The following is a 24856-nucleotide window of genomic DNA, read 5'->3' as shown; positions in this document are numbered from 1 at the left end:
GCTTGCTCGCGAAAGCGTAGTGTCAATCGCTTCAGTGCTGGCTGATCCGACGCTTCGCGAGCATGCCCGCCCCCACAAAAATCGGGTCTATTTCCTACCGATACGCCGTCGCAATCCCTTGGCGTTCTTCCAGGCACTCCGGTGCGCCCATCTCGAACTCCCGGCAGATCAGCGGGCGCTTTTCGTAGATGGTGCACATCATGCTGTCGCGATCCAGGGCCGCGCACCAACCGTCATCAAGCCTCAGCATCACTTCCCCACCCCAGTCGTCCGTGTCGATAAAACGCTCCGGAACCCCGGTGTCGGTGATCAGCATCACTTCCAACTGGCAGCAGCACGCCGCGCACGTCGAGCACGTGACTGCCGGTGCCGGGATTTCATGGACAGGGATGGTTTTCATGGCGCGCAGTGTAAGGCAATCGGCGGCTCAGGGTTGTCCCTTGATCGGATAGCCGTTTTTCGCCTGGCATGAGTCAATGTCGGGCGGTACGGTTTCGGTCGACGAAGGCAAAGGCCAGAGTGCGGTCATGGACGCAATGGGGAGCGCGGCTTCCCGCGGGCGCTCGACCAACAGATTCAGCACATGTCGCGCTGCTTCGTCCGCCGACCAGTGGGCCGGGGTTGGGAAGCTGTCTTCGGCCCCCTGCAATGGGCCGTCGTAGCCAGGGTGTAGCAACGTCGCGTCAACACCCGCGCGCGCCAGGTCTGCCCGAGCCGATTCGAACAGATGACGCATCCCGCTGCCACCGGCTTCGGTTTGCGAAGGCGGCAGGTAAGTCGCCGGGCTGGCAATACCCACCAGATGAGGTTCGGTCCCAGCGCGCAACAAGGGCGTGGCCACTTCGATGCAGAAACTGGCAGCCAGCAGATTGCTGCGCACAATATGCTCGATCAATGTGTGATCAGCCGGCTGCCCGTCAACGTACTCAGCCGTCCCGGCATTGACGATCACCTGATCCAGGGCGCCCCATTGCCGGGTGATCTGTTCGCCGATTTCGCGCACGGCCCGGCTGTCGGTCAAATTGCCGGGCACGGCCAGCACTTGTCCTGGATAACGTACCGAAAGGGTTTCGCATGATCGGGTCGAGCGCGAACTGACGGCCAGGTATGCACCTGTCTCCAGTATCGCTTCAGCCAACGAAGCGCCGATTCCGTTGCCAGCCCCGGTGAGCCAATAGCGCCGTGGCAGTCTGAGACCCATTCCCTTCTCCTTTCGATTGGACAGCATACTGATCCGTGGCTTTTCAGTAGAGTCCGTACGATTAGTAAGACTATATGTTATCGGGCAAATGATGCATCCCCTAGACCGGCAATTTCGTGTTCGCTAATCGCCCATCCCTTCAACGGCTGCATCCTGTCGCGCTGGCAGGTTTCTGAACGCTGCCAGCGCACGCGCCCTGGATTGGCTCAAGTCGACAATCGGTGCCGGATAATCCACGGCGCCAAACAAGCCGCCCTGGGTATTTGGGCTATGGACCTGTTGCCTGTCCAGATCGTTCAGTTCAGGTAACCAGTGCTTGATGAACAAGCCCTCGCGGTCAAATTTTTCCGACTGGCTCAACGGATTGAAGATGCGGAACCAGGGCGCCGAGTCGGTGCCGGTGGAGGCGCTCCATTGCCAGCCGCCATTGTTGGCGGCGAGGTCGCCGTCGATCAGGTGCTGCATGAAAAAGCGCTCGCCTTCGCGCCAATCGATCAACAGGTTCTTGGTCAGGAACATGGCTACGACCATCCGCAAGCGGTTGTGCATCCAACCGGTCTCCAGCATTTGACGCATGGCTGCATCGATAATCGGTAGGCCGGTGCGTGCTTGCTTCCAGGCTTCCAATTCTGCGGGGGCCTTGCGCCATGCCAACGCCTCGGTTTCGGGGCGAAACGCACGATGGCGCGACACGCGTGGATAGCCCACTAGAATGTGTTTATAAAACTCGCGCCAGAGCAATTCATTGATCCAGGTCACAGCGCCGGCATTTCCGCTCTCGAATTCACCTTGGTTGGCTTGCAGCGCGGCGTGCAGGCACTGGCGCGGCGACACCACGCCGGCCACCAGATAGGCCGAGAGCTGGCTGGTGCCGGGCCTGGCGGGGTAATCCCGTTCACCTTGGTAATCGTCGATGTGCTGGTCGACGAAGGTGTCCAGGCGCCGACGGGCTTCGGTTTCCCCGGCGGGCCAGAGGGCTCGTAGCGCTTCGCTGGGCGGGGCGAAGCCATCGACTTGTGTCGGCACCGGGTCGCGGGCAATGCCGGTGGAGGCCTGCCGGGCCGGCGTGGCGACCAGGCTCGGCAATGAGAGGTGCAGACGGCTGTAGCAGACTTTGCGGAACTGACTGAACACTTGGAAATAATTGCCGGTCTTGGTCAGCACGCTGCCGGGCTTGAACAGTAATTGATCGAGGTGGCTGTGAAATTCAACGCCCTGGTCATTCAGCGTGCGGGCGACTTCGGCGTCGCGTCGTGTTTCATTCAGGCCGTACTCTTCGTTGACATGCACGGCGTCGACGTTCAGTTCGCGACACAGCTTGAGCAGTACCTGCGGTGCCTGGTGCCAATGCGCAGCGGCGCGGATCAGCAATGGGATGTTCAATTCGGCCAGGGCCGCACTCAACGCGCTGAGGTTGCGCAACCAGAAATCGATCTTGCACGGTGCGTCGTCATGGGCGCGCCATTGTTCGGGGCTGGTCAGGTACACCGCCACGCAGGGGCCTTGGGCTGCGGCCGCCGTGAGGGCGGTGTTGTCGTGTAGGCGCAAGTCGCTGCGCAGCCAGATCAGTTGCATGCTGTCTTCCATCTAAAGGAGTTCTCGACGACTCAGTTCGCGGTGAGCCGATAACGGGTCTTCGGCCCAGGACACGTCAATCATCGACACGCCTGTGGATAACCTGGCTTGGTGGATCGACGCAGCCGGGCCGGCAATGACGATCGGGCAATCGATTCCGCCCAGCAGCCTGGGCAGTTGGGACAGGTTGAGTGCGTGACTGGAATACAGCAGGACGCCGCGGGCCTTGAGGCGCTCGACCGCCAGGGCCAGTTCGCCGGCCGGTAGAGGGCCGTCGAACACTTCCACCGGGCAGTCGGCGCTGCTGGCCAGCCAGGCGGTGAGCCATAAGTGCGGCTCCTGGGGCGAGTCCGAATGATTGACCAGCAACAGTGGCGCGCCGCGCAACTGACGGTTGTTGTGGTAGATCCGGCTGCCGAACTTGCTGCGCAGCCACGAGTACAGGAAGACCCGTTCCAGCTGCGCACCGAACTGGCCTTGCCAGCGCAGGTGCAACTCGGCCAGCAACGGCAAGAGCAACTGCTCGCACACGGTCCAGGGTGGGTACAGCGCCATCGCCTGGTTGACCAGGTCATCGATCTGGCGCTCGGCCAGTTGCGTCACCGCCAGCACCAAGGCGTGGCGCTGGCGCTGCCAGTCATTCTCCGGTACCTGTGTGGGTTCGGTCGGTGGCTGCGGTGTGTCCAGCAAAGGCTTGATCTTGCTCACCGCAACGCCACGGTCGATCCAGGTGAGAATGCTCAGGATCCGTTGCACATGGTCGGCATTGAACAGTCGGTGGCCCTTGGGGGTACGGTGCGGCACGATCAGGCCATAACGGCGTTCCCAGGCTCGCAGCGTGACGGCGTTGACACCGGTTTGCCGGGCGACCTCGCGTATGGGCAGCCAGCCTTGCGCCAAGGCCTTGGCAAAGTCGGCCCCCAGGTCTTCGCTGGCGCTGGAGTCGGGTTCGTTCTTCATCAAATAGCGTTTCGCAAGCTGAGGTTTTCCGGGTGTGGTTGCAGGTAGACCTGCTGCGTCAGGTAAGGATCGGGGTGCTGGCGCAGGTGATGCTTGAGCAACGTCAGTGGCACCACCAAGGGCACGATGCCGAGGCGATATTGCCCGATCAGATGCTGTACTTCCTGTTTGTCATCGGCGTCGATGACGCGCTTGAGGTAACCGCTCAGGTGTTGCAGCACGTTGGTGTGGGTGCGACGGGTGGCGCATTTCTTCAAGGCGGCCATCAATGCGCTGAAATAGCGTGGGCCCAACTCATTGGGGTCGGCCTTGCCCATGTTGCCCAGCAAATTGCCCAGGGCCTTGTATTGCACTGGGTTGTGGGCCATCAGCAGGTATTTGTAGCGCGAGTGGAATTCGATCAGGTCGCGACGGCTCAGTCCGTCGCGACGCAAAGGTTGCCAGGCGGCATAGGCGAACACCCGGGTCAGGAAGTTCTCGCGCAGCACCGGGTCGTTGAGGCGACCGTCTTCCTCCACCGGCAGGTCGGGGTGGCGTTCGCAGAAGGCCTGGGCATAGATCCCGCGGCCGCCGCCGTCCTGGGTCACGCCGTTGTGGTCATAAACCTTGACCCGCTCCAGTCCGCAGGACGGCGATTTCTGCATGAAGATATAGCCGCAGATGTCATCCAGTTCCCCAGCCATTTGCTTTGCGTAGTCGGCCAGTGGCCGGGTCGCGTTGAGCTCGCGATTCACCGTGCCGAGCGCCTCGGGATGTTTGGGGTCGCCCACCAGGCGAATCGGCTCCCGGGGGATACCCAGGCCGATGGCGACTTCGGGGCACACCGGCACGAAATCGAAATAGTCGACGAGGGTGCGGCTGCACAACTGCGATTGCTTGTGCCCGCCGTTAAAGCGAACTTCAGCCCCCATCAGGCAGGCGCTGATGGCGATTCTGGGTTTGGCGATGGCTGTGCTGGACATAGGCGACCTCTGATTGCTAAATCTTGTACAGATTTGTATTTCTGTACAATATTTTCATCATAGGTCCGAACGTGCACAAGTCAACCGGATTGTGTGGCGAGGCGACGTCAATCTGTGTCGCAGGCAGGCTGCTGTCTCTTTCGACAGCAGCGAATATCGATGGGTGATGCGCTTACTGCAGGCTTGCGTGCAGGCGGCGTGCGGCCTCCTGGCCGCTGAGCCATGCGCCTTCGACCCGGCCGGACAGGCACCAGTCGCCGCACACATACAGGCCCAGGTCGGCATCGGCCAAGGCGCCCCATTCGTGGTTGCCGGCGGGGCGGGCGTAGAGCCAGCGATGGGCCACGCTGAAGCTCGGTGCGGGCATCGCGCTGTGCAGCAGTTCGGCGAAGGCGCCGTGCAGATGTTCGATCACCGCTTCCTTGGACAGGTCGATGTGCTGCCGGCTCCAGTCGCTGGTGGCGTGCAGTACCCAGGTGTCGAGCGTGTTGTCGCGTCCCGGCTTGCTGCGGTTGCGCGCCAGCCAATCCAGGGGGCTGTCCTGTACGAAGCAGCCTTCCATGGGCGTATCCAGCGGTGTTTCGAAGGCCAGCGCCACGGCCCAGGTCGGGTCCATCTTCACGCCGGCGGCCACTGCGGCCAGCTTCGGTACGGCCGCCAGCAACGCGGTGGCCTGGGGCGCGGGCGTGGCGATCACCACCTGGCCGAAGGGGCCGTGGGTGAAACCTTCGGCGTCCTGCAAATGCCAGTGTTCCTGGCCGCGGTACACCTCGGTGATCCGGCAGGAAAACTGCACCTGCAACTTGTCGAGCAAGGCGCGGCTGATGGCGCTCATGCGCGGCGTGCCGACCCAACGGGTCTGCTCGTCCGGCGATGGGGTCAGTTGTCCGTTCTGGAAGTTGTAGAGCTGCGGGTTCCATTCCGCGGCCCAGCCGTTGGTTTGCCAGCGCTGGACCTCCGTGACAAAGCGGCGATCACGGGCGGTGAAGTATTGCGCGCCCATGTCCAATGCGCCGACGTCGCTGCGTTTGCTCGACATGCGTCCGCCGCTGCCGTGGCTTTTATCGAAGAGTTGAACGATATGCCCGGCCTCCGTCAGGGCCTGGGCGGCTGAAAGTCCGGCGATGCCGGTGCCGATGATTGCGATAGGTACAGTCATGAGGGCCTCGTTTACCTTTCTGTACAGACTACGCCGTCGTTTAAACCTGTACAATTCGGGTTTTTGGTATAAGTTTTACCGTTCGCGTTTGGACAGCTTGTCCTATTGTTAAACACAGACCCTGTCCGATACGAAAAATCCCTGCTTATAAAAATAGACTAATGGGCCGGGTAAAACGCGATACGAGGAACATCTCATGCACATATTGCTGACCGGCGGTACTGGTTTGATCGGACGTCAGCTCTGCCGCCTCTGGTTGGGGCAGGGACATCGCTTGACGGTATGGAGTCGCCGGCCCGAAGAGGTGGCGAAAATCTGTGGGGCAGATGTACGAGGCGTTGCCAGGCTCGATGAAGTTGTCGAGCCGGTGGACGCAGTGGTCAACCTCGCGGGAGCGCCGATTGCCGACCGGCCCTGGAGTCACAAGCGCAAGATGTTGTTGTGGAGCAGTCGCATCACGCTGACGGAAGTTTTGCTAGCGTGGCTGGAGCGTTGCGAGCAGAAACCGCAGGTGTTGATTTCCGGTTCCGCGGTGGGCTGGTATGGCGACGGTGGCGAGCGTGAGTTGACTGAGGAGTCGGGGCCGGTGAGTGAAGATTTCGCCAGTCAGTTGTGTATCGCCTGGGAAGAAACCGCGCAACGGGCCGAGGCGTTGGGCATACGCGTGGTGCTGGTTCGTACCGGCCTGGTCCTGTCTGCCGAGGGCGGCTTTTTGTCGCGGCTGCGGCTGCCGTTCAAGCTGGCGCTGGGCGGGCGTATCGGCAATGGTCGGCAGTGGATGCCGTGGATTCATATTGACGATCAAATCGCCCTGATTGATTTTCTTCTGCACCGCTTTGATGCCAGCGGTCCTTATAATGCGTGCGCTCCGAACCCGGTGCGCAACCGCAATTTTGCCAAGGCCCTGGGGCATGTATTGCATCGGCCAGCCGTGGTGCCGATGCCGGAGCTTGCGTTGAAAGTCGCGCTGGGGGAACTGTCCTTGCTGTTGCTCGGCGGCCAGCGCGCCACGCCGGCCCGATTGCAGGCGGCGGGTTTCACATTCCGGTTCACTGATTTGCCCGCGGCCTTGGAAGACTTGTCCGGCCGCCTTTGAAATAGGACGTTGCATGACCGATCACGCGTTGCTTCTGGTGAATCTGGGTTCGCCTGCCTCCACTTCGGTGGCCGATGTGCGCCGCTACCTCAATCAATTCCTGATGGATCCTTATGTCATCGACTTGCCATGGCCCGTGCGGCGCTTGCTGGTGTCGCTGATCCTGATCAAGCGTCCCGAGCAGTCGGCCCATGCCTATGCCTCGATCTGGTGGGAGGAGGGTTCGCCGTTGGTGGTGCTCAGCCGCCGGCTGCAACAGGCCATGACCGCGCAGTGGACCCAGGGACCGGTAGAACTGGCAATGCGTTATGGCGAGCCGTCCATTGAGTCGGCGTTGGTGCGGCTGGCGAGCCAGGGTCACAAGAAGATCACGTTGGCGCCGTTGTATCCGCAGTTCGCCGACAGCACCGTGACCACGGTGATCGAAGAGGCCAAGCGGGTCGTGCGGGAAAAGAGACTCGATGTGCAGTTCTCGATTCTCCAGCCCTTCTACGATCAGCCCGAATACGTTGACGCCCTTGTGGCCAGCGCCAAGCCGTACCTGATGCAGGAACACGATCACCTGTTGTTGAGTTTCCATGGTTTGCCGGAGCGGCACCTGACCAAGCTCGACCCAACGGGCTTTCATTGCTTCAAAGACGCCGACTGCTGCAAGAACGCGCCGCCGGAGGTCATGGCGACCTGTTACCGCGCCCAGTGCATTCGCACCGCGCAACTGTTTGCCGAGCAGATGGGGCTGGCGGATGGTAGTTGGTCGGTATCGTTCCAATCGCGACTGGGCCGTGCCAAGTGGATCGAGCCTTACACTGAAGCACGCCTGGAAGAGTTGGCTAAAAGTGGCGTGAAGAAGGTGCTGGTGATGTGCCCGGCGTTCGTTGCCGACTGCATCGAGACCCTGGAAGAAATCGGTGATCGCGGGCGCGAGCAGTTCCGTGAGGCCGGAGGGGAGGAGTTGGTGCTGGTGCCTTGCCTCAATGATGAGCCGCAGTGGGCCAAGGCGTTGAGCACGCTGTGTGAGCGGGCGCCGATCGCGCTGTAATACAAAACCTGTGGCGAGGGAGCTTGCTCCCGCTTGGGTGCGAAGCGCCCACAACAGCGGGACTGCTTCGCAGTCCAGCGGGAGCAAGCTCCCTCGCCACAATAGAAGAGCAGGCTGATTTATAGCAGCGGCTCATCCGCCTTCTTGTGCTTCCAACTGTCATTGCCCGGCAGCAGCAGGTTCAGCGCGATTGCCACCACCGCGCACAACGCGATGCCTTTGAGGCCGAAATCGTCCGGCCCAGTGCCGGTGCCCACCAGCACACCACCGATGCCGAACACCAGCGTGACCGAAACGATCACCAGGTTGCGCGCCTCGCCCAGGTCGATCTTGTGGCGGATCAAGGTGTTCATGCCCACTGCCGCAATCGAACCGAACAACAGGCACAGAATCCCGCCCATCACCGGCACCGGAATGCTTTGCAGCAGCGCACCGAACTTGCCGATGAATGCCAGGCTGATGGCAAAGATCGCCGCCCAGGTCATGATCTTCGGGTTGTAGTTCTTGGTCAGCATCACCGCGCCAGTCACCTCGGCATAGGTGGTGTTGGGCGGGCCGCCGAACAGGCCGGCGGCGGTGGTGGCAATGCCGTCACCGAGCAGTGTGCGGTGCAGGCCGGGTTTTTTCAGGTAGTCGCGACCGGTCACGCTGCCCACGGCAATCACGCCGCCGATGTGCTCGATGGCCGGCGCCAGCGCCACCGGGACGATGAACAGGATCGCCTGCCAATTGAACTCCGGTGCGGTGAAGGCCGGCAGGGCGAACCACGGCGCGGCGGCGATTTTCGCGGTGTCCACGACGCCGAAGAAAAACGCCATGGCAAAGCCCACCAGCACGCCGGAAATGATCGGCACCAGGCGGAAAATGCCTTTGCCGAACACCGCCACGATCAGGGTGGTGAGCAGCGCCGGCATCGAGATCATCATCGCGGTCTGATAATGAATCAGCTCGGTGCCGTCGCCGGCCTTGCCCATCGCCATGTTGGCGGCAATCGGCGCCATGGCCAGGCCGATGGAGATGATCACCGGGCCAATCACTACCGGCGGCAGCAGCCGGTCGATGAACCCGGTGCCCTTGATCTTCACCGCCAGGCCCAGGAAGGTGTAGACGAAACCTGCCGCCATCACGCCGCCCATGGTCGCGGCCAGGCCGAACTGGCCCTTGGCGAGGATGATCGGCGTGATGAAGGCAAAGCTCGAAGCCAGGAACACTGGCACCTGGCGCCCGGTGACGATTTGGAACAGGATCGTTCCCAGGCCGGCCGTGAACAGCGCCACGTTAGGGTCCAGCCCGGTGATCAGCGGCATCAGTACCAGCGCGCCGAAGGCGACGAACAGCATCTGCGCGCCGGACAGCACCTGGCGCCAGAGCGGATCGTTGAACTCATCCTGCATGCTCAAGCGTCCTTCTGCTTGGTGCCGAAGATCTTGTCGCCGGCATCGCCCAAGCCCGGGATGATGTAGCCGTGCTCGTTGAGTTTCTGGTCAATGGACGCGGTGTAGATGGTCACGTCCGGGTGGGCGTCCTGCACGGCCTTGATGCCTTCGGGCGCGGCGACCAGCACCATGGCGCGGATGTCCCGGCAACCGGCTTTTTTCAACAGGTCGATGGTGGCGACCATGGAGCTGCCGGTGGCGAGCATCGGGTCGATGATCATCGCCAGGCGCTCGTCGATTTCCGGCACCAGTTTTTCCAGATAGGTGTGCGCCTGCAGGGTCTGCTCGTTGCGAGCCACACCCACGGCGCTGACTTTGGCCCCTGGAATCAGGCTCAGTACGCCCTCGAGCATGCCGATGCCGGCGCGCAGGATCGGCACCACGGTGATCTTCTTGCCGGCGATCTTCTCGACCTGGACCGTACCGGCCCAGCCGTCGATTTCATAGGACTCCAGCGGCAGGTCCTTGGTGGCCTCGTAGGTGAGCAGGGCACCGACTTCCTGGGCGAGTTCACGGAAGTTCTTCGTGCTGATATCGGCGCGGCGCATCAGGCCGAGTTTGTGTCTGATCAGCGGATGGCGGATCTCGAGGATGGGCATGGGGAAGGCTCCGGCGGCGGGCAAAAAAACCGGCCTAGATTAATCTATCCGAGGGTGTTGTCCTATAGACAATACAGAACGTTAGTCCACAAACGCTTGATCTGGCCGGGCGGGATGCGTACCTTTGCCGGCTTTTCCGAACCCTGCCACCCCTGGAGAGCGCCATGTCCGCTGATCTCGAGCATATCCGTCAAATCATGCGAGAGGCTGACTGCCTGTACACCGAAGCCGAAGTCGAAGCGGCCATCGCCCGTGTCGGTGCGCAAATCAATGAACAGCTGGCCGATGCCAATCCGGTGGTGTTCTGCGTCATGAACGGCGGGCTGATTTTTTCCGGCAAGCTGCTGACCTATCTGAACTTCCCATTGGAAGCGTCCTACCTGCACGCCACCCGTTATCGCAACGAAACCAGCGGCGGTGACTTGTTCTGGAAGGCCAAGCCGGAAGTCTCGTTCATCGACCGCGACGTGCTGATCATCGACGACATCCTCGACGAAGGTCACACCCTGGGCGCCATCATCGACTTCTGCAAACACGCCGGTGCCCGCGCCGTGCACACCGCCGTGCTGATCGACAAGGACCACGACCGCAAGGCCCGTCCGGACTTGAAAGCCGATTTCGTCGGCTTGCCGTGCATCGACCGCTACATCTTCGGCTACGGCATGGACTACAAAGGTTACTGGCGCAACGCCAATGGCATTTTCGCCGTCAAGGGAATGTAGTCGATGACCCGGCCAAGCTTTCTGGATCATGCACTGTTCGATGGATTGGCCGAAAAAGCCGCGGCCAGCCCTCGCGGACGGCAGCACCATAACTTCCACGAAATGGATGAGCCGTGCCACCGCATGGCGGTGGGCTTGCAGCCTTCGACCTACATCCCGCCGCACCGCCATCTGAGCGCCGACAAGGCCGAAACCTTGCTGGTGCTCAAGGGCCGGCTGGGGGTATTGATCTTCGATGAAGCCGGCGCGGTGGTGGACAAGCGCATCCTGCAGGCCGGTGGCGATTGCCTCGGCGTCGACCTGCCGGCCGGCGTGTATCACGGATTGGTGGTGCTGGAAGCCGACAGCCTGATGTTCGAATGCAAAGCCGGCCCCTACCGCCCCGTGGGCGAGGGCGAACTGGCCCACTGGGCGCCCCGTGAAGGCGAGCCAGGCGCCGCCGAGTACCGGGCCTGGATGCGTGCCCAGTTCGACTGAGCACCGAATCAGTCGTCGGCACGGAGCTTTTGTGGCGAGGGAGCTTGCTCCCGCTTGGGTGCGTAGCACCCACCTGCAATTGGGGCTGCTGCGCAGCCCAGCGGGAGCAAACTCCCTCGCCACAGTTCAAGCAAGTCGTGGCTGAGCGGTGCTGCCGCTGGCCAACCACTGCTCGCTCTTGACCCGCGCCTGCTCCAGGGTCTGCACATACGCCAATTGCCGCTGCTCGCGATGAATACCGGCGCGGCGCAGCTTCAGGCGCACCCTGGGCGCCGTCGCGACCAGGATCAGGCCGATGCCCTGCTTGCGGTAATCCTTCAGGATGTTTTCAAACGCAGCCAGCGCGGTCATGTCCAGCATGGGCACGGCGCTCATTTCCACCACCACCACGCGCACCCCCGGATCGAACTTGCGCAGCACGTCCAGGGCTTTTTCTGCCGCACCGAAGAACAGCGGCCCACGAATTGCGTAGCAGCGCACATGCTCGGGCATGCCCAGCAGGGCCTGGTGAAAGTGGCGAGGCAGTTCGGTGCTGTCGGTCAGTTCGCTCATGCGCTTGATGAACAGCCCGGCGGCCAGCAGCAGGCCGACGGCGACGGCCATGACCATGTCGAACAGCACGGTCAGGCTAAGGCAGGTCAGCAGCACCAGTACGTCGCTGCGCGGGGCGATGCGCAAGGTATGCAACACGTGTCCGGCTTCGCTCATGTTCCAGGCCACTATCACCAGTAGCGCCGCCAGGGCTGCCATGGGCAGGTAGCTGAACAGGGGCGCCAGCAACACCATCGCCAGCAGCACCACAAGGCTGTGAATGATCGCGGCCAGCGGTGAAGAGGCGCCGCTGCGCACATTGGTCGCGCTGCGGGCAATGGCCGCCGTGGCGGTGATACCGCCGAACAGCGGCGCCACGAGGTTGCCCAGGCCTTGGCCGATCAGCTCGGCGTTGGGGTCATGCTTGCTGCCGGTCATGCCATCCGCCACCACGGCGCACAGCAGCGATTCGATGGCGCCAAGCATGGCAATGGCGAAGGCCGGGCCCAGCAATTGGCGGATCAGATCATAGGAAAGCGTCAAGGGATGCCCCTGGCCATCTGGCAGGTTCCATGGCCACTCGAAGCTCGGTAAAAACGGCGGGATACCGGGGTGGCTGATGCCATCGACCATGTAGCTGAAACGCTCACCCAATGTCGCCACCGGCAAACCGCCGCGCTCCAGCGCCAGTCCCAATAGCGCCCCGACCAGCAAGGCAACCAAATGCCCGGGAACCCGCGGTACCCAGCGTGGCCAGGCAAACAGCACCGCCAGGCACGTGACGCCGATGATGCCATCGCCGAGCCGGGCACTGGGCAGCGCCACGATCAGTTCGCCCAACTGTTCGATGTAGTGCTTGGCTTGCCCGACGGTGGTCAACCCCAGCAGATCCTTCAGTTGCAAGGTGGCGATGACCACGCCGATCCCGGCGGTAAAGCCGAGAATCACCGGGTAGGGGATGTATTGGATCAGCCGTCCGGCGCGCATCAGGCCCAGGGTGATCAAGATCAGACCAGCGAGCATGGTGCACAACAACAGGCCGCCCAGGCCGTGCTGTTGCGTGATGGGCAGCAGGATTACCACGAATGCCGCCGTCGGCCCGCTGACGTTAAAGCGTGAGCCGCCGGTGAGGGCGATCAAGGGCGCGGCCACCAACACCGTGTACAAGCCATGTTGCGGCGGCACGCCAACGGCAATCGCCAGGGCCATGGCCAGTGGGATGGCGATGATGCCGACGGTCAGCCCGGCCACCAGGTCGCCACGCAGGCGCTCCAGGGTGTAACCGGCGCGCCAGGCCTGGCGCCAGGCGGCAAACAACGGTGGGGCGGAGAAAGACATGAATACTCCTCGCAAGGGGGACACTGGCACTGGCCTTGTGGCGAGGGAGCTTGCTCCCGCTCGAGTGCGTAGCGCTCGCAATATTATGGGGCGGCTGCGCCACCCAGCGGGAGCAAGCTCCCTCGCCACAAAGGCATGCGCCGGTAGGCCGGGGCTGATGGCTCTTTGAGTATGCCGTGCTCGTTGCGCGGATGTATTGATCTGGATCGTTATTTTTACCATCCAGGCTCATGCTAGAGTGCTCGGCCAAGACCCCGGAGCTTGTCATGCGTGTATCGATCCGCCGTAGCGCTACTTTGCTGTTGATCTCCAGCCTGCCCTTGGCGGCCGTGGCCGCACCGATGCACAGCCAGTTCCTGCCGCCTGATGACCTGGTGGTGCGCCAGGAGCAGCCTGAACAGCAGCAGTTGCTGCAAGTGACCGAGTATTCGGTGGTGCTGGGTAACCAGCGTCAGTCCAACCAGCAACCGATTCCGGTCACTTCGCCCTTGCTGGTCCGTCTCAAGGGCAAGCCGATGAACAAGGGCGCGACCCTCAGCCAGGTGATCCTTAACTTCGACGGCGAAAGCAAAAGCCTGAAGAAACCGGTTTTCGACGAGGCGAGCAAGACCCTGACGCTGTCTTATCCTCAGGCTCAATACCGGGTGGTCATCGATCTGCTGCGCAACAACACGGTCTATGTGCAGTTTCTCACCTACGCCAACGGTCATATCTGGGCCGACCTGCACACCGGTGCCGAACGCCCGCGTTGAGCCGCGAGGCCTGCCGGGGGTAAACTGCCCGCCCCGTGAACTGTGCGAGCTGGAGCCGGCAATGCGTAAAGACAAGAAACAAGTGATTGGCGACGAGATTGGCGATGAACAGGTCAAGCTGTTCCTCAATTTCGAACCGGTCGATGCCACGTCGCCGTCGCTGCACAAACTGATCAAGGCCTACCGTGGGCTGCGGGTCGATGACTTCGAGCGGTTCCTGACGTTTTTCGTCGAGGCCGGTTACGACCTTAATGGCAAGGATGAGCAAGGCAAGGATTTCGTGGCGTTGATCCAGGACCAGCGTAACGCCGAGGAATACATTGAACTGATCAATAAGGCGCGTGGCTGATCGCGTTAATGTCATGTCCGCGGGCCGCCGCGGCGTTTGAATGTCTGCATCAGTATTTCATGACGTACTCAACTAAGCCCGAAAGGTTATGTCACCATTCGGGCTGTTTTGTTTTATCTGGATTTCCATTACTTTTGGGTTGAAACCAAGGGGTTTCATTTCAATCGCTAAATGGAGTTTTATTTATCATGGAAGATAAAGGTAAATGTATCGCCGGGTGTTTATTGGCCCTGATCGGCTGTCTGGCAAGTTCGGTTTCCAATGCGTTCGATGAGATCGTCAATGTGGAAATATTCAACGCAACGTCAGCGGTCATTGTGCCGGGTAGCGATTTCACGTGGTCTCTGGCCCCGGAAAATGCGGGCCACAGCTTTTCGATAAGTCCTGGGGAACGCCAGGAGCTAACCTATTATCTGCCCCAGGCGCGTGCCGAGCGGGAGTCATTTACCTACACCCAAGGAAACCGCACCTGCCATTTCAGTTTCGGGCATATTCCTGGCGTGCCGGTGAGTGACGGACAGACAATGCCTTATCGTCGCTGGGTTGAAGCGAAACCGGCAGGTGCCTGTGTTGCGGAGTTACTAGAGGTTGAAGATGACGATGATTATGTTCGTCATGGCGGAACACGCGTCAAGTTCAGTATGAAGTCATAATACGGGTAATAAAAAGCCTCCTGTTTGCACGGGAGGCTTTTTATCAGTACACAGTATCAGGCGTAACTTTGAGCCTTGCTGTCTTCAACCAACTCCAACGCAATGTTGTTCTGCGCGTTGATTTTTCGATACAGCGCCGCGTCGGTTTCCAACACTTTTTCCCGGGCCGGGAAGATCTCTGCGAGCTTGGCAGCCCACTCGCCCTTGGCTTTGTCCGGGAAGCAGCGCTCGATCAGTTCCAGCATGATCGACACGGTCACCGAAGCACCCGGCGATGCGCCGAGCAGGGCGGCGAGGCTGCCGTCCTTGGCCGCCACCAGTTCGGTGCCGAACTGCAGGACGCCACCTTTCTTCGGGTCTTTCTTGATGATCTGCACCCGCTGGCCGGCCACTTCCAGGCGCCAGTCCTCGGCTTTCGCCTCGGGGTAGAAACGACGCAGGGATTCCAGGCGCTGTTCCATGGACTGCATCACTTCGCTGATCAGGTACTTGGTCAGGTCCATGTTGTCCCGGGCCACGGCCAGCATCGGGCCGATGTTGCCGGCACGTACCGACAGCGGCAGGTCCATGATCGAACCGTGCTTGAGGAACTTGGTGGTGAAACCGGCGTATGGCCCGAACAGCAGGGATTTTTTGCCATCGACTACACGGGTGTCCAGGTGCGGCACCGACATCGGCGGCGAGCCCACGGCGGCCTGGCTGTAGACCTTGGCCTGGTGGTGCTTGACCACTTCCGGGTTGTCGCAACGCAGCCACTGGCCACTGACCGGGAAGCCGCCGAAGCCCTTGCTTTCCTCGATGCCCGAGGCTTGCAGCAGCGGCAACGCCGCACCGCCGGCACCGAGGAACACGAACTTGGCGTCGACATCGCGGCTGCTGCCGGAATTGACGTCCTTGATGCTCACGGTCCAGCCACTGCCGTTGCGCTTGAGACCGGTGACGCGCTTGCAGTATTTGACCTGAGTGTCCGGGGCGCTGGTCAGGTGTTTGAGCAGCTGGTTGGTCAGGGCGCCGAAGTTGACGTCGGTGCCGTTCATGACGCGAGTGGCGGCGATGACCTCATCGGCCGGCCGGCCAGGCATCATCAGCGGCATCCACTCGGCCATCCGGGCCTTGTCCTCGGTGTATTCCATGTCGGCGAAGGCGTGATGCTGGCGCATCAGCTCGAAGCGCTTCTTCAGGAACGACACGCCTTTCTCGCCTTGCACGAAGCTCAGGTGTGGCACCGGGGCGATGAAGGACTTGGAGGAGCCGAACGTGCCTTTTTTGGTCAGGTACGTCCAGAACTGCTTCGACACCTCGAACTGGGTGTTGATGTGCACGGCTTTCTTGATGTCGACATTGCCGTCGGCTGCCTGGGGCGTGTAATTGAGCTCACACAGCCCGGCGTGACCGGTGCCGGCGTTGTTCCACGGGTTGGAACTCTCCGCGGCACCGGAATCCATCAGCTCGACGACTTCCAGCGAGATCGCGGGGTCGAGCTCCTTGAGCAGTACGGCCAGGGTGGCACTCATGATGCCGGCCCCTACCAGAACTACATCGACTGCTTCGTTATGCGCCATTTAACGCGTCTCCAAAATCTGCAGCACCAAATTGTCGGCATAGCGGCCAGGAGTGGCGGGGCAGGTCAGTTGCGCCCCAGTTATCCATGGCCAGGATCGCCATGTCCGAATCTTCGCAATTTTTCGCACCTACTGCGGATGCATGCAGCCTGGCCTCAAGAGTCACATGAACTCATTTAAGCGCCGGGCAGGCAATTCGACTTATGGCCGAGACATCCGTTCGTGCAACCAAATCCGTAGCGGACAGGCTTCAGGCGCCGGTTCTTGAGCGATATCCGGTCCTGTGTCGTTGGGCTGTTTCAGACGCTAATGGTGCTTGTTCAGACGCAAAACTCTTCATTTGCTCGCCACACTCTCGTGAAGTTGTGAAAACCCGTTTTTTCACGCTCTTTTGAAGACGTGAACCTCAAAAAAGGGCTGTCCCAGCCTGGCACTGCGCCCGGTTTGGTTGCCCCCATGTAGTACATGACAGGCAAAACGGGCAGACAGCTCAGTGACCGAGCGTAATGACAGCTCTGCAGATTCGCGAAAAGTGGTGATTTGCCTGGAGGAACAGCAAGCGCGCCAGCTTCACTCGATCTGTGTGGGCGGCTCTCTGTGGGCGTTGCGGGGTGCCAATACCAGCGCATCAGCGGTGTTGCGAGGCCCGATCAGGAGACGTCCTTATAATCGGGGGGAGATTGTATCGAAGAAACGCAGGGAAATGGTCGTGTTTAATGACTTTTATTAGCCGTCCGGTCAGATGGTCAACAGCTGCCGGTTACGTGCGCGGGCAGGAAGCGGTTGCACGCGGGCGCTGGCGGGCAATGGCTGGTGCAGCCAGTTGAGACGGATCTCTTCGATTTCCACCCAGCCTTCGCCCATGGGTTGCAGGCTGCACTGTTTGAACGCCTGGCAATGGCCGTTGCGATCGAGCAAGGCGAAGCTGCGGTGATGAGGGCGAGGGGTGAACAGGGAAATAAGGAAGCGCATGAGCGGATACCGGGTCAGGGAGCTTGGGGCAAGCCTGACAGCGGGCTATGACATGCCGGTGTAAGGACCGTGACAATGGGGTGACAGGAACCGGCAACCACGGCCCGTGTCAGACATTTCAGTATTCATCGTGCGACGCTAGTTCACGGCGATGGCGCACCGCTATACTGCCGGCCTGTTTGTGCCCGATTCTGGAGAGAAGAGCATGTTGCAACGCCTGTTGTTCGGTTTGATCGCTGTGACCAGTCTGACCCTCGTCGGCTGCGCCCACAGCCCGCAACAACTTAACCCGGAGCCCAAGCTCAATGCCCAACTGGCGCCTGTGGGTCGTGGCCAGCCGGTGGTGGTGCGAGTGGTGGACGGTCGTCCGTCGCCGACGCTCGGTACCCGTGGCGGGCTGTATCCGGAGACCAGTGTGATCACGGTGCAGGGCGCGCAGATCCTGCCCAAGCTGCAGGCCCAGGCTGAAGCTGCCGTGCGTTTGCTGGGCTTCACGCCGACCGCCAATGCCTTGAATGCACCGCAACTGACCGTAACCCTGGCCGAGCTCAAGTATCAGTCGCCCAAGGAAGGCATGTACGTGACCGAAGCCACCATCGGCGCGACCTTCCGCTCCGACGTGCAGAACGCCAACCGCCGCTACAGCGGTCGTTACGGTGCTTCCCTGGACCAGCGTTTCGGCATGGCGCCTAACCAGGACACCAACACCAAGCTGGTCAGCGACGTCTTGAGCGATGCCCTGACCCGGCTGTTCAAGGATCCGACCATTGGGCAAGTGCTGGCTGAATAAGTAACAAACCTCACAACCCCTGTGGGAGCTTGCCCCACAGGGTTTTTTTATGGGCGATGTTCTCAGGCGGCCTGGGAATAGAATTCCAGCACACTGATCCCGGTCAGCAGGTCGGTCTCTGGAAGGTCGGCATGTTGATGACCGCCGAGGGCGCAATACACCAGCCAATGTCGGTCCTGCACGTTGAAGGACAGGCTGTCGACGAGGTTCTGTTGTTCGTCGCTTGGGCTGATGAGATAGAGGCGATCCTGGTTTTCGGCGTGCAACATGAGGGGTTCCGGGCAGGTTTGAAGGGCGACAGAGTGGCCTAATCAGATGACGAAACCGTGACGGGGGAAATTACCCCGAGGATTGATTACGGAGCCTGTGGCGAGGGAGCTTGCTCCCGCTGGGCTGCGCAGCAGCCCCCGACTAGCGTCTCGGTGTGTCAGGTTAATCGTGCAAGCTTTTTTTGGGACTGCTGCGCAGTCCAGCGGGAGCAAGCTCCCTCGCCACGAAGTCACCAGGTCATTATCCCAGCCGATCGTTACTGGTCGGAAAAAACGGTGCAGGGCGGCAGGCTTTCGGTAGAATCCGCGCCCTGTTCGTAGGCCACGGACGTGTCCTGTCCGTTTTTCGCTTGAGGTTCGTGATGTCGCTGCATCTGCTTTCGTTGTTCGCCGCCCACCCCGCCAAACTGATCAACTTGCTTGCGTTGCTGTTTGCCTGCCCGGGCGGTTGGGTGCTGCATGCGACGCGCCGCCGTGAACAACGGGCGCGGGCTTGCCTTGAAGCGCGCAATCGCGATGGCAACGAACGCTTCGAAGCGCTGCTGGATCTGGCCACTCAGCGGATGAACCGGTTTTTCTACCGGTTTGGCTTTGGCTGCCTGGCGCTGGCGTTGCTGATGTCGTGGATCAGTACGCAGTTCTGATGAGATAACCGTTTTGATCGGGGCATGGTGGTCTGTGGCGAGGGGATTTATCCCCGTTGGGCTGCGTAGCAGCCCTGATCAGGTTGATGTGATCGACCAGACTTACCGAGCTGTCAGGGTTTGGGGCTGCTGCGCAGCCCAGCGGGGATAAATCCCCTCGCCACAGCAAGCTCCCTCGCCACAGGGAACCCGTGTCCTCAGACCTGTCGCTTAAAGCGCCAACCCCGCCTTGACCCGATACTGATTACGCACCGGCGTTGCATATTGCAGCACCAGGAACGGCCGGTGTTCCGGCGGGCAAGCGTCCAGCCGGCGTTGCCATTCTTCCTGGGCCTTGACCAGCTCCTCGGCACCGAACACCTCGGCCGCCTTGGGCACCTGCAACTGCGGGTCGGCGTCGTCCCATTGGGCATAAGCCAGGTAATGCACCGGGAACAGGCGGTAGCCGCCGAGAATCTGCCGATCCATCTCCTGGGCCAGTTGCTTGGTGTCCTCGAACAGCTCGGTGATGGGCGCGGCGAAGTTCACGTGGACCCGGCCCTTGTAGCCGGTGATGCCCTTGGCGATGCTCACGTCGTCCTCGCCCGGAGCCTTGGTGTAGGTGCCGGTGGTTGCGCGGATGTACAACTCGCGGGCCTTGGCCTGGTCGCACGGGTCGTATTCGTAGCTGATCGACACCGGGGTGAGGTTCAGTGACTGGATCACTTCGCCGAACGGCTCGTCCTTGCGGCTCATGTGGAACATCTTGAGGATCGCCGATTCGGTCCGGTCGTCACCGTCCTTGGCCCGTCCTTCGGCCTGGGCGATCCAGATCGAGGCGCAATCGTTGCGGATCGAATGGTTGATGTACGCCGACAACAACTGGTACGCCGCCATTTTTTCCCGCCGCCCGGTGATGGAGCGGTGCACGATGAAGCTCTTGTTCAGGCGCATCAGGTCGCTGACAAAGGGCTTTTGCAGCAGGTTGTCGCCAATGGCGATGCGCGGGGTCGGCAGGCCGGCGTGGTATACGGCGTAGTTGACGAAGGCCGGGTCCATCACGATATCGCGGTGGTTGGCGATGAACAGATACGCACTGCCGGACTTGAATTGCTCCACCCCGGTATAGGTCACGCCGTCGGTGGCGCGCTCGATGGTGTGGTCGACATAGAACTCCACTTTGTCCTGCAACGTGGCGACCGACGTCACTCCGGCGAACTCACGGCGCAATCTTTGCGCTATAAGGGGTTTGAGCATCCAGCCGAAGGCGCCGGCCAGGCGTGGGAAGCGGAAGTGGGTGAGGATATCTAGAAACGCCTTATCGCCGAGCAGTCGTGCCAGCACCGCTGGGACTTCGCTGTCGTCGTAAGGTCGGATGGCATCGAATTCGCCCATCATGCTCTCTTGTTGGAAACGGCTAGGGTAAGTAAAGGTTCTAACGAAAAAACGACAGGGCACGGTCTGGAAGATAAGCCAGACAAAAATAGCCCTGCAAATAGACCGGCGATTATACGCACAAGTCACCTGGGAGACCGCGATGCTGGAAAGCGCTCATTATGAATGTCCGTATTGTGGGGAGGACGTAGAGACATCCCTGGACTTGTCCGGCGGTGATCAGGACTACATCGAGGATTGTCAGGTCTGTTGCCGGCCAATCACCTTTGTGTTGCAGGTCCATGGTGAGGAATGGCATCTCGAGGTCTTCAGCGAAAACGACTGACGGGGCGACACCGATGCAGCGAATCTACGAGCTGGAAAACCTGATGGAAGGCGAGTTGTTGCAAGGCATGCTTGCCAGTGAAGGCATCACGGCGCATCTGGTGGGGCGCGATTTGCTGGGCGGTGCGGGGGAGTTGCCCATGCAGGGCTTGCTGGGACTGGCGGTGGAAGATGACCAGGCGCAATACGCCCGGGAGTTGATCGCCGCGTACAATGCCGCACTGCCGTTGCCCGGCGATGAACCGGACAGCTATCCCGGTACGCTGGTCTGTTAGGCTGGCGGCCGTTTGTTCGATCAAGAGTCGTGTTGCCCCATGTGTGGACGTTATGCCCTGTTTCGCTGGAACCCCACCTTCGCGGCCCTGCCCGGTTTTCCCGCCGATCAGAAGGCTCAATGGAACATTTCGCCCAACGATTCGGTGCTGATCCTGCGGGCCGACGCCGAGGGCCAGCGCGAACTGGCCCGGGCGCGCTGGGGCCTGACGCCGCCTTGGTTGACCGACCTGTCCCGCACGCCGGCCCATGCCCGGGCCGAAACCGTGGCCGAGCAGCCGATGTTCCGCGAGGCCTTGCGCCTGCGCCGTTGCCTGCTGCCGGCCAATGGTTTCTATGAATGGCGCGGCGGTACGCGCAAGCGTCCGTACTGGTTGACGCCGGGGGAGGGTTCGTCGCTGTTTTTCGCCGCGATCTGGGAAGCGTATCCGGTGCAGGAACAGGTGTGGCTGAGCACGGCGGTCATCACTCAACCGGCGGCGGGCCAGCGCCGGCCGTTGATTCTGGACGAAGAAGGCCAGCGCCTGTGGCTCGACCCCGAGACACCGCTGCATGCTTTGCAAGGGCTGCTGGCAAGCGAGCCGGCGCCATTGCGCGAGCGGGTATTGGCCAATATGGTCAATGATCCGAAACTCAATGGGCCGGAGTGCTTGACTCCGGCTTGAGCGTTGCGGTGATTGTGCCGGCCTCATCGTCGGATCGCCGCCCGGAGCAAGCTCGCTCCCACATTAGGTTCTGGGCGTTACTCGTGATGCGGCTCACCCAGGAAGGTCAATGAGGTGAACACGCCACGGGTGGCCACGTCCTTGTTGTCCTTGAGCGCAATTTCCATCTGCGCCGCGATCACATTCAAGCCTTCGTTGCGCACCAGCACCTTGGCCCGGCCTTCTGCGTCGGTTTCAGTCGAGACGGTGTTCGGCATGCTGCGGTAGTCGCCCACCAGTTTCACACCAGCCGCGGGTTTGCCGTCCAGCAGCACCCGTACCGGCAATGACTGGCCCGGACCAACGGTCAGCGGGTCGACTTCCGGCAGGATCACGAACTTGATCGGTGCAAGCGTCGGCAGTTTCGCCCCCGGCTCATAGATCGCCAGGCTGTATTTGAACGTATGGGTCGATTCGATCGCCCCGGGTACTTTGCTGCGGCCTTCGTTGATCCACTTCTTGTCGGCCGTCTGGGACCACATGCCGTTGTCCAGCGCCACGGCCAGCACCGCTGGCGGCTTGAGCGGTTGCAGGCGGGCGTGGTCCGGCAGGCGCTCTACGGTGACGGGGATCATCTTGCCGCCCAGGTCATAGGCCCAGGCACCGCTGATTTTCTGCGCCTTGAAGGCATTGTCTTCGGCACCGTGGCCGTAGATCACTTCGACGTTGCCGCGACGCTGTTCGGTCCACAGGCCATGGGCCGAGGCCTGTGTGGCCAGGAGCAGGCCAAGCAGGGCGAAGGTCTTGGGGTATTTCATGCTGACTTCCTTATAGATCGAGGGTGAGGCTGACAGTGAAGTTGCGCGGATCGCCGGGAGTGACCCAGTAATTGCTGTAGGAGCGTTCGTAGTATTTTTCGTCGAAGACGTTATTCAGGTTCAGGCCCACGGTGACGTCATCGCTGGCCTTGTAATGGGCCAGCAGGTCCACGGTGTGGTAGGCCGGCAGTTCGAAATCCTTGCCGGCTTCGCCCGAGCGATCGCCGACGTAAGTGAACGCCGCGCCAACATCCGAGCCGCGCAGGTGCCCATCCTGGAATTCGTAGACCCCCAGCAGGCTGCCGCTGTGTTTAGCGACGCCGAGGATCCGGCTGCCTGTGGGGTTTCCCGGGTCACCCTTGGTCACTTCGGCGTCGATGTAGGCATAGGCGCCGATCACCCGCACGGCGTCGGTCACCTGCCCGGTCAACTGCAAGTCGATGCCCTGGCTGCGGGCCTTGCCAATGGCGCGGCTGAAGTCGGTGCCGGCGACCGGGCTCAGGACGTTTTCCTTCTCGATATGGAACGCCGCCAGGGTGGTGCTCAGGCGATCGTCGAACAACTCGCTCTTGATCCCCACTTCATAGCCGACCCCTTCCTCGGGATCGAAAGTCTTGCCGCCGGCATCCAGGCCGTTGTTGGGTTTGAACGAGGTGGAGGCGTTGGCAAACAGGCCGACCTCGGGCGTCAACTGATACAGCAGGCCGGCCCGTTGCGTCAGGGCGTCGTGGCGTTGGAGGCTGGTGAGGTGGGTGTTGTGGTCGTCGATGCTTTGCTCGAAATGCTCATAGCGCACGCCGAGCATGCCCCGCAGCTTGTCGGTGAAGACGATCTGGTCCTGCAGGTTCAGTGCACGGTTTTGTACATGTTCGAAAAAATCGGGGCCGGTGCGTTTGCCATCAGGTTTTGGCTGGCCGTAAATCGGTTGATAAATGTCGATGGGATAAGCGCTGCCGTTGATGGTGGTCACGCGCTCGTTCTTGCGATAGTCCTCATATTCCGTGCCGATCAACAGTTCGTGCTGCCAGGGGCCGAGGTCGAACATTCCACGCAATTCAAGTTGGGTGATGCTGTCGTGCCAATTGTTGTCGCGCTCGCGGTAGCGGCGGTTCACCGTGTGGCCGTCGGTATTCAACGGGCGTGCTTCGGAAGCGAATCCCCAGAGTTCACCCTGCTTGTAATGGCTGGCCAAGCGTAACTGCCAGGCGTCGTTGAGCTGATGCTCGAGGGCGGCCTGGAGCATGTTGTTGTGATTGTCGATGTCGCCGTCGTTGGGCTCGCCCAGGAACGTCGAGCGGGAAACGCCGCTCCAGCGATTGTTCGGAGCGACGATGCCGCGGTCGAACGTCGAGCTGTGGCGCACGATTTCGCTTTCCACCAGCAACCGCGTATCGGGGTTCAGTTGCCAACTGATGGAAGGCGCAACGAAAACACGTTTGCTGCCGACATGGTCGCGAAAGCTATTGTTGTCCTCGACCGCCAGATTGACCCGCGACAACACGTTGCCTTCGGTGTCCAGTGGCGTGTTGACGTCCAGCGCAGTGCGGTAGCGATCCCAACTGCCAGCGCTGGTTTGCAAGGTGGTGAAGGCTTCGGGCTGGGGTTTCTTGGTGACTATGTTCACCGTACCGCCGGGATCGCCCCGTCCATACAGGCTGGCGGCTGGGCCCTTGAGTACTTCGATGCGTTCGATGTTCGCGGCGTCCGGGGTGCTTGGATAACCGCGGTTGGCGCTGAAGCCGTCCTTGTAGAATTCCGATGTGGTGAAGCCGCGCACGCTGTATTCGTAGAGCGTCAGGCCACCGAAGTTGTTCTGCTTCGATACACCGCCGGCGTATTCCAATGCCCGTTCGACGTTGGTGCTGCCCAGGTCCTTGAGCACGCTGGCGGGAATCACGCTGATCGATTGCGGGATGTCGCGCAGGGCGGTGTCGGTTTTGGTGGCACTGGCGGAGCGGGTGGCGCGATAGCCTGTGACGGGGCCGGAGGGGGATTCGTAGTCGGACGTCACGCTGATGGCGTCCAGTTCCAGCGGTTGGATTTCCTCGGCGTAGGCCGGATCGCCCAAAAGGCCGAAGGCCAGGCTGGCGAAAGACATCCGTGTTAGAGATGACATGTTATGTTGTTCCAAATCTTATAGTTGAAACAATATAACACTACTAATGAGAATTTATGCTATCTGTAATTTCAAGTGAAATCTGGATGGGTTTGCCAGGGGGATCACTTTGGCGGAGCGGATAGGATTTTTGTGGCGAGGGAGCTTGCTCCCGCTGGGCCGCGAAGCGGCCCCAAAACCTGCCAATGCGGAGCATCAGACACACACCGCACCCGCCGGTT

The 24856-nt window shown here is 61.1% G+C and carries 27 protein-coding genes; 12 read left to right on the top strand and 15 right to left on the bottom strand.

All coding sequences use genetic code 11. From position 1 onward, the window contains the following. Positions 1-94: 94 nt before the first annotated feature. The 6 genes from BLU76_RS18545 to BLU76_RS18520 form a co-directional block, all read right to left on the bottom strand. Entirely contained in the window at positions 95-400 is a 306-nt protein-coding gene (locus BLU76_RS18545) for a YkgJ family cysteine cluster protein (protein ID WP_003205513.1), read from the bottom strand. Between the two features lie 27 nt (positions 401-427). Further along, the gene (locus tag BLU76_RS18540; RefSeq protein WP_092223785.1) at positions 428-1201 is read right to left on the bottom strand and encodes an SDR family NAD(P)-dependent oxidoreductase; all 774 of its coding nucleotides are present in this window, start codon (positions 1199-1201) and stop codon (positions 428-430) included. A 123-nt stretch (positions 1202-1324) separates the two neighbouring features. Next, complete coding sequence (phrB, locus tag BLU76_RS18535; protein WP_063325223.1) at positions 1325-2776, bottom strand: deoxyribodipyrimidine photo-lyase; 1452 nt, start codon at positions 2774-2776, stop codon at positions 1325-1327. A 12-nt stretch (positions 2777-2788) separates the two neighbouring features. Then, positions 2789-3736, bottom strand: a complete 948-nt coding sequence (locus tag BLU76_RS18530; protein ID WP_092223783.1) for a MerR family transcriptional regulator — start codon at positions 3734-3736, stop codon at positions 2789-2791. After that, a complete protein-coding gene (locus BLU76_RS18525; protein WP_092223781.1) occupies positions 3736-4698 on the bottom strand; it encodes a YbgA family protein in 963 nt (320 codons plus the stop codon). The genes BLU76_RS18530 and BLU76_RS18525 overlap by 1 nt, the downstream gene beginning before the upstream one ends. Positions 4699-4870: 172 nt before the next feature. Continuing rightward, positions 4871-5857 carry an NAD(P)/FAD-dependent oxidoreductase gene (locus BLU76_RS18520; RefSeq protein WP_092223780.1) on the bottom strand — a complete coding sequence of 329 codons (987 nt, stop codon included), beginning with the start codon at positions 5855-5857 and terminating at the stop codon, positions 4871-4873. Positions 5858-6053: 196 nt separating this feature from the next. Between BLU76_RS18520 and BLU76_RS18515 the strand changes: the two genes are divergently transcribed. Next, positions 6054-6953 (top strand): TIGR01777 family oxidoreductase, encoded by a 900-nt coding sequence (locus BLU76_RS18515; RefSeq protein ID WP_092223779.1) that lies wholly within the window; start codon positions 6054-6056, stop codon positions 6951-6953. Positions 6954-6966: 13 nt separating this feature from the next. Then, positions 6967-7992 (top strand): ferrochelatase, encoded by a 1026-nt coding sequence (hemH, locus tag BLU76_RS18510; protein WP_092223775.1) that lies wholly within the window; start codon positions 6967-6969, stop codon positions 7990-7992. Between the two features lie 119 nt (positions 7993-8111). Here hemH and BLU76_RS18505 read toward each other — a convergent pair whose 3' ends face one another. Together BLU76_RS18505 and upp are read right to left on the bottom strand one after the other, a co-directional pair. Further along, a complete protein-coding gene (locus BLU76_RS18505; protein ID WP_092149559.1) occupies positions 8112-9386 on the bottom strand; it encodes a uracil-xanthine permease family protein in 1275 nt (424 codons plus the stop codon). A gap of 2 nt (positions 9387-9388) precedes the next feature. Beyond that, positions 9389-10027, bottom strand: a complete 639-nt coding sequence (gene upp / locus BLU76_RS18500; protein ID WP_003185330.1) for a uracil phosphoribosyltransferase — start codon at positions 10025-10027, stop codon at positions 9389-9391. A 164-nt stretch (positions 10028-10191) separates the two neighbouring features. Here upp and BLU76_RS18495 point away from each other — a divergent pair, with 164 nt between their 5' ends. Further along, positions 10192-10749 (top strand): hypoxanthine-guanine phosphoribosyltransferase, encoded by a 558-nt coding sequence (locus tag BLU76_RS18495; RefSeq protein ID WP_053125250.1) that lies wholly within the window; start codon positions 10192-10194, stop codon positions 10747-10749. A gap of 3 nt (positions 10750-10752) precedes the next feature. Continuing rightward, a complete protein-coding gene (locus BLU76_RS18490) occupies positions 10753-11226 on the top strand; it encodes a WbuC family cupin fold metalloprotein (protein ID WP_092223774.1) in 474 nt (157 codons plus the stop codon). A gap of 126 nt (positions 11227-11352) precedes the next feature. On the opposite strand, the gene dauA is transcribed toward BLU76_RS18490, so the two are convergent. After that, positions 11353-13095 (bottom strand): C4-dicarboxylic acid transporter DauA, encoded by a 1743-nt coding sequence (gene dauA / locus BLU76_RS18485; RefSeq protein ID WP_092223773.1) that lies wholly within the window; start codon positions 13093-13095, stop codon positions 11353-11355. Positions 13096-13361: 266 nt separating this feature from the next. Between dauA and BLU76_RS18480 the strand changes: the two genes are divergently transcribed. The 3 genes from BLU76_RS18480 to BLU76_RS18470 all read left to right on the top strand — a co-directional run bounded on the left by BLU76_RS18480 (position 13362) and on the right by BLU76_RS18470 (position 14849). Then, complete coding sequence (locus BLU76_RS18480) at positions 13362-13847, top strand: hypothetical protein (protein ID WP_092149550.1); 486 nt, start codon at positions 13362-13364, stop codon at positions 13845-13847. A gap of 61 nt (positions 13848-13908) precedes the next feature. Continuing rightward, entirely contained in the window at positions 13909-14196 is a 288-nt protein-coding gene (locus tag BLU76_RS18475; protein WP_092149547.1) for a PA4642 family protein, read from the top strand. A gap of 188 nt (positions 14197-14384) precedes the next feature. Then, positions 14385-14849, top strand: coding sequence for a hypothetical protein (locus BLU76_RS18470; RefSeq protein ID WP_063324402.1), 465 nt, complete (start codon positions 14385-14387; stop codon positions 14847-14849). Between the two features lie 56 nt (positions 14850-14905). Here the strand turns inward: BLU76_RS18470 and mqo are convergent, their stop codons facing one another. Further along, complete coding sequence (mqo, locus tag BLU76_RS18465) at positions 14906-16411, bottom strand: malate dehydrogenase (quinone) (RefSeq protein WP_063324403.1); 1506 nt, start codon at positions 16409-16411, stop codon at positions 14906-14908. Positions 16412-17149: 738 nt separating this feature from the next. Further along, positions 17150-17383: a hypothetical protein gene (locus BLU76_RS18460; protein WP_092149544.1), complete on the bottom strand. Its 234-nt coding sequence runs from the start codon at positions 17381-17383 to the stop codon at positions 17150-17152. A gap of 205 nt (positions 17384-17588) precedes the next feature. Here BLU76_RS18460 and BLU76_RS18455 point away from each other — a divergent pair, with 205 nt between their 5' ends. Continuing rightward, complete coding sequence (locus BLU76_RS18455; protein WP_003205489.1) at positions 17589-18173, top strand: YajG family lipoprotein; 585 nt, start codon at positions 17589-17591, stop codon at positions 18171-18173. Between the two features lie 62 nt (positions 18174-18235). Here BLU76_RS18455 and BLU76_RS18450 read toward each other — a convergent pair whose 3' ends face one another. Further along, entirely contained in the window at positions 18236-18442 is a 207-nt protein-coding gene (locus BLU76_RS18450) for a hypothetical protein (RefSeq protein WP_003185312.1), read from the bottom strand. Positions 18443-18804: 362 nt separating this feature from the next. Here BLU76_RS18450 and BLU76_RS18445 point away from each other — a divergent pair, with 362 nt between their 5' ends. Then, entirely contained in the window at positions 18805-19086 is a 282-nt protein-coding gene (locus BLU76_RS18445) for a hypothetical protein (protein WP_063324405.1), read from the top strand. Between the two features lie 210 nt (positions 19087-19296). Here BLU76_RS18445 and BLU76_RS18440 read toward each other — a convergent pair whose 3' ends face one another. Beyond that, positions 19297-20463 (bottom strand): 1-acyl-sn-glycerol-3-phosphate acyltransferase, encoded by a 1167-nt coding sequence (locus tag BLU76_RS18440; RefSeq protein ID WP_092223772.1) that lies wholly within the window; start codon positions 20461-20463, stop codon positions 19297-19299. Between the two features lie 139 nt (positions 20464-20602). Here BLU76_RS18440 and BLU76_RS18435 point away from each other — a divergent pair, with 139 nt between their 5' ends. Genes BLU76_RS18435 through BLU76_RS18425 form a run of 3 tightly spaced genes read left to right on the top strand, consistent with a single transcriptional unit; the run spans position 20603 to position 21722 of the window. Next, the gene (locus BLU76_RS18435) at positions 20603-20785 is read left to right on the top strand and encodes a CPXCG motif-containing cysteine-rich protein (RefSeq protein WP_092149541.1); all 183 of its coding nucleotides are present in this window, start codon (positions 20603-20605) and stop codon (positions 20783-20785) included. A gap of 13 nt (positions 20786-20798) precedes the next feature. Further along, positions 20799-21059 (top strand): putative signal transducing protein, encoded by a 261-nt coding sequence (locus BLU76_RS18430; protein ID WP_092149538.1) that lies wholly within the window; start codon positions 20799-20801, stop codon positions 21057-21059. A 39-nt stretch (positions 21060-21098) separates the two neighbouring features. Beyond that, positions 21099-21722, top strand: coding sequence for an SOS response-associated peptidase (locus BLU76_RS18425; RefSeq protein ID WP_063324407.1), 624 nt, complete (start codon positions 21099-21101; stop codon positions 21720-21722). Positions 21723-21799: 77 nt separating this feature from the next. On the opposite strand, the gene BLU76_RS18420 is transcribed toward BLU76_RS18425, so the two are convergent. Continuing rightward, the gene (locus tag BLU76_RS18420; RefSeq protein ID WP_092223770.1) at positions 21800-22519 is read right to left on the bottom strand and encodes a DUF4198 domain-containing protein; all 720 of its coding nucleotides are present in this window, start codon (positions 22517-22519) and stop codon (positions 21800-21802) included. Between the two features lie 10 nt (positions 22520-22529). Continuing rightward, a complete protein-coding gene (locus BLU76_RS18415) occupies positions 22530-24635 on the bottom strand; it encodes a TonB-dependent siderophore receptor (protein ID WP_092223768.1) in 2106 nt (701 codons plus the stop codon). Positions 24636-24856: the final 221 nt, after the last annotated feature.

Origin of the sequence: Pseudomonas sp. NFACC08-1, from assembly GCF_900106735.1 — a bacterium.
GTDB classification, from domain to species: domain Bacteria; phylum Pseudomonadota; class Gammaproteobacteria; order Pseudomonadales; family Pseudomonadaceae; genus Aquipseudomonas; species Aquipseudomonas fluorescens_Q.
The sequence above is the reverse complement of the archived record's forward strand: the minus strand, read 5'-3'. Positions and strand labels throughout refer to the sequence as shown.